This window comes from Candidatus Accumulibacter sp. ACC007 (assembly GCF_907163205.1).
Lineage (GTDB): Bacteria > Pseudomonadota > Gammaproteobacteria > Burkholderiales > Rhodocyclaceae > Accumulibacter > Accumulibacter regalis.
Window position 1 is genome coordinate 329,406 of the sequence record NZ_CAJQUD010000003.1, and the last position, 6,000, is coordinate 335,405.

2 protein-coding genes and 5 pseudogenes are annotated in these 6,000 nt (G+C 63.7%); 3 read left to right on the forward strand and 4 right to left on the reverse strand.

All coding sequences use genetic code 11. The features are described from left to right. Positions 1 to 18: 18 nt before the first annotated feature. Positions 19 to 572: pseudogene (locus tag QZ634_RS12265) on the reverse strand (pyrimidine 5'-nucleotidase). 103 nt (positions 573 to 675) lie between these two features. Then, positions 676 to 1,562 (reverse strand): annotated as a pseudogene (argB, locus tag QZ634_RS12270) (acetylglutamate kinase). A gap of 90 nt (positions 1,563 to 1,652) precedes the next feature. Between argB and gluQRS the strand changes: the two are divergent. After that, positions 1,653 to 2,475, forward strand: a pseudogene (gluQRS, locus tag QZ634_RS12275) (tRNA glutamyl-Q(34) synthetase GluQRS); the annotation flags it as partial. A 111-nt stretch (positions 2,476 to 2,586) separates the two neighbouring features. On the opposite strand, the pseudogene clsB reads toward gluQRS, so the two are convergent. Further along, a pseudogene (gene clsB, locus QZ634_RS12280) lies at positions 2,587 to 3,749 on the reverse strand (cardiolipin synthase ClsB). Positions 3,750 to 3,821: 72 nt separating this feature from the next. Beyond that, positions 3,822 to 4,247 (reverse strand): hypothetical protein, encoded by a 426-nt coding sequence (locus tag QZ634_RS12285; RefSeq protein ID WP_291988713.1) that lies wholly within the window; start codon positions 4,245 to 4,247, stop codon positions 3,822 to 3,824. On the opposite strand from QZ634_RS12285, the pseudogene nirJ reads away from it, so the two are divergent. After that, positions 4,225 to 5,416 (forward strand): annotated as a pseudogene (gene nirJ / locus QZ634_RS12290) (heme d1 biosynthesis radical SAM protein NirJ). The gene QZ634_RS12285 and the pseudogene nirJ sit on opposite strands and share 23 nt — an antisense overlap. Beyond that, a complete protein-coding gene (locus QZ634_RS12295) occupies positions 5,416 to 5,622 on the forward strand; it encodes a hypothetical protein (protein WP_291988715.1) in 207 nt (68 codons plus the stop codon). The pseudogene nirJ and the gene QZ634_RS12295 overlap by 1 nt, the downstream one beginning before the upstream one ends. The last annotated feature ends 378 nt before the right edge of the window (positions 5,623 to 6,000 follow it).

Consider the following 6,000-nt stretch of genomic DNA (forward strand, 5'->3'; position numbering starts at 1 on the left):
AGGACCATCGGCCGCCTCTCACAGGCGAGCGAGATGACGCGGCAAGTCGAGAATGGACGCCAGGCGCACGTCCACCCAGGCCGCCTGGCGCGTTGCCGCGCTCACCCAGACCGTTTTCATGCCGAGTCGCTTGGCAGTACGCAGGTTGGGCAGCGCGTCCTCGACCATGATGCAACGCTGCGCGTGCAGACGCTCGCTGCGCAACAGGTGGCGAAAACCGGCGACTGCCGGCTTGGGTTGAAAGCCGATGCGCTCGACCGAGTAGACGGCGTCGAAACAGCGGCGAATGCCGGTCATTTCCAGGACCGCCTCGCTGTAGCGCCCCGGCGCGTTGGAGAAGACGATCTTGCGCCCTGGCAAGCGACCGAGCATGGCCTTCAGGGCGCGCTCGAGACCAGCATCGGCCGCAGATCGGGAAAGTCGTGCGTATGGCGAAGAAAATGGTTCGGATCGATCGCATGATGACGCATCAGACCGAGCAGCGTGGCGCCGTAGCGCTGCCAGTAATGCTGCCGAAGACGCGTTGCTTCGTCCTCGTCCACGCCGAGGTGCTGGCAGATGTACGCCACCATCGACCGATTGATGTGCGGAAAGATATGCGGGCTGGCGTCGTGCAGGGTGTTGTCGAGATCGAAAAGCCAGACCGGCAAGGAAGCGCTCAGCAGAATGCCCCGGTCAATGCGACTTGATCATCGTGCCGACGCCGTGATCGGTAAGGATCTCCAGCAACAGCGCGTGCTCGACGCGGCCATCAATGATGTGCACGCTCTTGACGCCGCTGCGGGCGGCATCGAGTGCCGAACTGATCTTCGGCAGCATGCCGCCCGACAGCGTACCGTCAGCAACCATCTCGTCGATCTCGTTGGGGGTCATGCCGGTGATCAGCTCGCCGCTCTCGTCGAGAACGCCTGGCGTGTTGGTGAGCAGGACCAGCTTTTCGGCCTTGAGGATTTCGGCGATCTTGCCGGCAACGACGTCGGCGTTGATGTTGTAGGTTTCGCCACCCTTGCCGACGCCGATCGGCGCCACGACAGGAATGAAACCGCCTGACTCGAGATGGCCGATCAGCGACGGATCGATCTGCGTGATGTCGCCGACCTGGCCAACGTCGATCAGGTCACCAAGGTTCTCGTGGTTGGCCAGCAACAGCTTCTTGGCACGAATGAAGCTGGCGTCCTTGCCGGTCAAGCCGACGGCCTTGCCCCCGGCCTGATTGATCAGGTTGACGACGTCCTTGTTGACCTGCCCACCGAGAACCATCTCGACGATCTCCATCGTTTCGGCATCGGTGACACGCATTCCCTGGATGAACTTTCCCTTCTTGCCGACCCGGGCGAGGAGGTTTTCGATCTGGGGCCACCGCCGTGCACCACCACCACGTGCATCCCGACCAGCTTGAGCAGCACGACATCGCGCGCGAAGCACTGCTTGAGGTGCTCGTCGGTCATCGCATTGCCGCCGTACTTGACGACGATGGTCTTGCCGTGGAAGCGTTTGATGTACGGCAGCGCCTCGGCGAGAATGGCAGCTTCGTTGGCAGGGGTGAACACACGATCGCTCATGGCTGGAGTCCTTGTAATGACCGGCGCATTTTACGCGGCAGAGTTGGAAATAAAAAGGCGGCGTGCGCGGTGCGCTAGGCGGAGAGCGCGATGAGCCCATCCAGGGTACCGGAGGCCAGCGCTCGGCGCTTGCCTGCGCCTTATCGCGGCCGTTTTGCGCCCTCACCGACGGGCCCGCTGCACTTCGGTTCGCTGTCGCCGCCGTCGGCAGCTATCTCGACGCCCGCGCCAACGGTGGCCAGTGGCTGCTGCGCATCGAGGACGTCGACCAGCCGCGGACGCTTCCCGGCGCCGCCGACGAATCCTGCGCACCCTCGAAGGCTTCGGCTTCGTATGGGATGGCGAAGTACTCGTCCAGAGCCGGCGCCTGGATCTCTATCACGCCGAACTGGTGCGCCTGCAACTCGACGGCGAGGTCTACCCTTGCGCCTGCTCGCGAACGGAAATCGCCGCCTGCTCGCCACCGCGAGCGGTCGACGGCGGCCTGGTCTACCGGGGACCTGCCGCAACGGCCTGACTGGCGGCCGTGCGGCGCGCGCCTGGCGGCTGCGCGTGCCCGACAGGAAGATCGCTTTGGCGACCGCGTTCAGGGCCATGTGGAGCAGAATCTCGACCGCGCCGTCGGCGACTTCATATTGTTGCGCGCCGACGGTCAGTACGCGTACCAACTGGCAGTCGTCGTTGACGACGCCGCGCAAGGAATCAACGCGGTGGTCCGCGGCGTCGATCTGCTCGATTCGACGCCGCGGCAGATCTGGCTGCAGCAACGCCTGGCGCTGGCCACGCCGACCTACGCGCACCTGCCCGTGGTGACCAATGCCAGCGGCGAGAAGCCGCCAAGCAAACGCAGGCGCCAGCCGTCGATCGGTCGGCCGGCAGCGCTGCCCTGGCGGCGGCGTTGCGCTTTCTTGGCCATACCGTACCGCCGGAAATCAGCAGCGGACCGCTGCGTGACTTCTGGCCCTGGGCGATTGCCGCCTGGTCGATCGAGCGCGTTCCCCGCGCTGCGTGGCATCTTCCCGGGCTAGCGCTTGCCGCCATAACCGACGATGCCAACCATGATCCGTACCAGGTTGTAGCTCGCCCAGCGCAGCAGGCGCGAATGCCAGGGCAGGCGTTTCCAGCTATCGACCGGCAGTTCGCGCGCCCCGTTGCGCATTGCCTGGTCGAGACTTTCGCGCAGACATTTCAGCGAACAGCGAATCCTTGACGACGATATTCGCTTCCCTGGCCAGGAGCAGACTGAAGGGATCGATGTTCGACGAGCCGACGGTCGCCCAGTGGCGGTCGACGACCGCCACCTTGGCATGCAGGAAGCTGCGTCGATACTCGAAAATGCGTATGCCGGAGCCCAGCAGGCGGCCGTAAAGCGCCTGCGTGGCGTAGTGCATGAGCCGATACTCGATCCGCCCCTGCAACAGAATGACGACGCGAACGCCGCGCTTTACCGCGTCGTGCAAGGCGCGGCGAAACCGGCGACCGGGCAGGAAATAGGCGTTGGCGAGGAGAATGTCCTTCCCGCGCAGCGCCGATCGCCTCGAGATAGGCCTCCTCGATATCGCGGCGGTGGAGAATATTGTCACGCACCAGAAATGCTGCGGTCTGCTCCCCGCACGGTGCGAGATCGGTCGGCACGCCTCTCGTCACGCGGTAACGACGATTGAGCTTCGCCCACAGCACGATTTCCCATAGCCGATGTTGCGCCTGCTGGATCGGCGCCAGCAAGGGGCCTTCGACGCGAACCGCGTAGTCGTAGCGGGGCGGAATCTGATAAGGCGTATTGAGATCATCGATGACATTGATGCCGCCAACAAAGGCAATTTCGCCGTCGATCACCGCCAGCTTGCGGTGCAAACGACGCAGACGATGGCGGCGCAAACGGAAGCGCGCGATGTCGGGTCGGTAGACCATTGCCTGCACGCCTGCGGCGACCAGCCCCGGTTGCAGGCGGTCGGCAAACTCGCGGGCCCCGAAGCCGTCGACCAGAACGCGTACCGTGACACCGCGTCGGGCAGCCATCGACAGCGCCGCAGCCACCGCCTGGCCCGTCGCATCGTCCTCGAATATGTAGCTTTCCAGGTGCACGTCGTGCCGTGCGCCGTCGATCGCCCTGATCAGCTCCGGAAAGTACTCGCTGCCGCTGTTGAGCAAGGTCAGGCGGTTCCCGGGCAGGAACTCAGCGGCCATGGAGTCGGCTCCGGCTGCGCCGCGTGCACCAGCTTGTTGCCATCATCTGCCCTGCGACCTCGAAAAACCCACTTAGAAACGCCGGCCAACCGGGTCCGCCACCGCCCCCATGCGCACCACGCCCATCACTCCACCATCGCCGCGACGGAGTCCAGCGCCCATTTTCAACGCTTCACGAAGCGGCGTCCAGCGCCATGCACAAAGCGGTTCGCGCAGCTCGGAGCGCTTGGGCGCCGTGAAAATGTGCCATGCCCATGCCATCGGCAGCGCACCAATCAAGGAATCGACGGTCACAGCTTGCCGGCGGGAGAAACGAGGGTGAGAATGCGAGTTTCTCCCCTCGGCGAACAGCCGCCTGGCCAGGCTTGCGCCTGATCGCAGGCCCGGCACCGGATGGTCGGAGCCTTGATCCACGTCAAGGCCGAGCGGCCGGCACTGCTCTCTAATACACGGTTTTCTTTCGGGAAGTGCCACGATGTTTCGAATCTCCCAGTACATGCAGGAACTTGTCGCACCCAAGCAGCCCGGCCCCAAGCAGAACCCGCCGGCGCCGGTGGTGATCTGGAATCTCATCCGCCGCTGCAACCTGACCTGCAAGCACTGCTATTCGATTTCCGCCGACAAGGACTTCCCCGGCGAACTGAGCACCGACGAAATTTTTTCGGTGATGGACGATCTCAAGCGTTTTCGCGTTTCCGGTGCTGATTCTTTCCGGTGCGAGCCGCTGCTGCGAGCGGACATCTTCGCCATCGCCCAACGGGCGAAAGCGATGGGCTTCTACGTCGGGCTGTCGTCCAATGGTACGCTGATCGACGCGACGAACATCGATCGCATCGCCGAGTGCGATTTCGACTACGTCGGCGTTTCGCTCGACGGCATGGGCGCGGACACACGACAAGTTCCGGCGCATGGAAGGTGCCTTCGATGCTTCATTGAAAGGCATTCGCCTGTGCCGTGACCTCGGTCTGAAGATCGGCGTCCGCTTCACGATGACCCAGGACAATGCGCACGACCTGCCGCGCCTGCTCGAACTGGTCGAGGACGAAGGCATCGACCGCTCTACTTTTCGCACCTCAACTACGCTGGCCGCGGCAACAAGAACCGCAAGGACGATGCCCAGCACAAGCTGACGCGCTGGGCGATGGATCTGCTCTTCGATACCTGTTGGGATTATCAGCAGCGCGGCCTGCACAAGGAATTCACGACCGGCAACAATGACGCCGACGGCGTCTACTTCCTCTACTGGGTCAAGAAGAAATTCCCCGACAAGGCGGCCAATATCCGTGCCCGGCTGGCGCAATGGGGTGGCAATTCATCGGGAGTGAATGTTGCCAACATCGACAATCTGGGCAACGTCCATCCGGACACCATGTGGTGGCACTACAACCTCGGCAACATTCGCGAGCGGCCCTTCTCGGAAATCTGGACCGACGTTTCCGATCCCTGATGGCCGGTCTGAAACAGTTTCCGCGTAGCGTCTCCGGACGTTGCGGCGACTGCCAGCACTTCGACATCTGCAACGGCAACACGCGCGTGCGCGCCCAACAGCTGACCGGCGACGCCTGGGCCGAAGACCCGGGCTGTTATCTGGACGACGAGGAAATCGGGTCGAGCCTGGCCGCGAACGCCTGACCGTCACCCCGCACATCAGACTGCGGAGAGCCTGATGAACTGGCGCCTGGGAATTTCTGCCGTCTGCCTAGCAGCGTCTCTTGCCAGTGGATCGTCGTTCGCCGGCGCAGCCGATGTTCCCGGCGTACAGGCACTGTACAAGGAGCACTGTGCCGATTGCCACGGCGAGACGCGCTTCGGCGGTATCGGTCCGGCGCTACTGACGGAGAACCTGGCCCGACTGCGAGGCCGGAAGCGCTGAGTGATGGGCGAAGGGACGGTGGCCACGCAAATGCCGGCGTCGCGACAAGTTGAGCGCCGACCAGGTGCAGAAAACTCGCACGCCTGATCTACGCAAGGATGACGCCGGCGCCGCAATGGGGACGAAGCGAGATTCGCCTCCTCGCAGATGGTCACGACGACGCCGCCAAGGCCCGACCGGCTGGCGCGGGCTGAAAAGGCGCCGACCGCCTCAACTCTTAATCGTCGTCGAAACCGGCGACAATCACGTCTTCGGTACTCGACGGCGGCCCAAGCTCGAAACGCCTGTACCGCTTTTACCGCCGCTACGCGCTGCACGGCGGACAGAAGTTCTCGCCTGCGGCCCAGCCTTCGTCTATTCGCTTCGCGCGACGGCTGT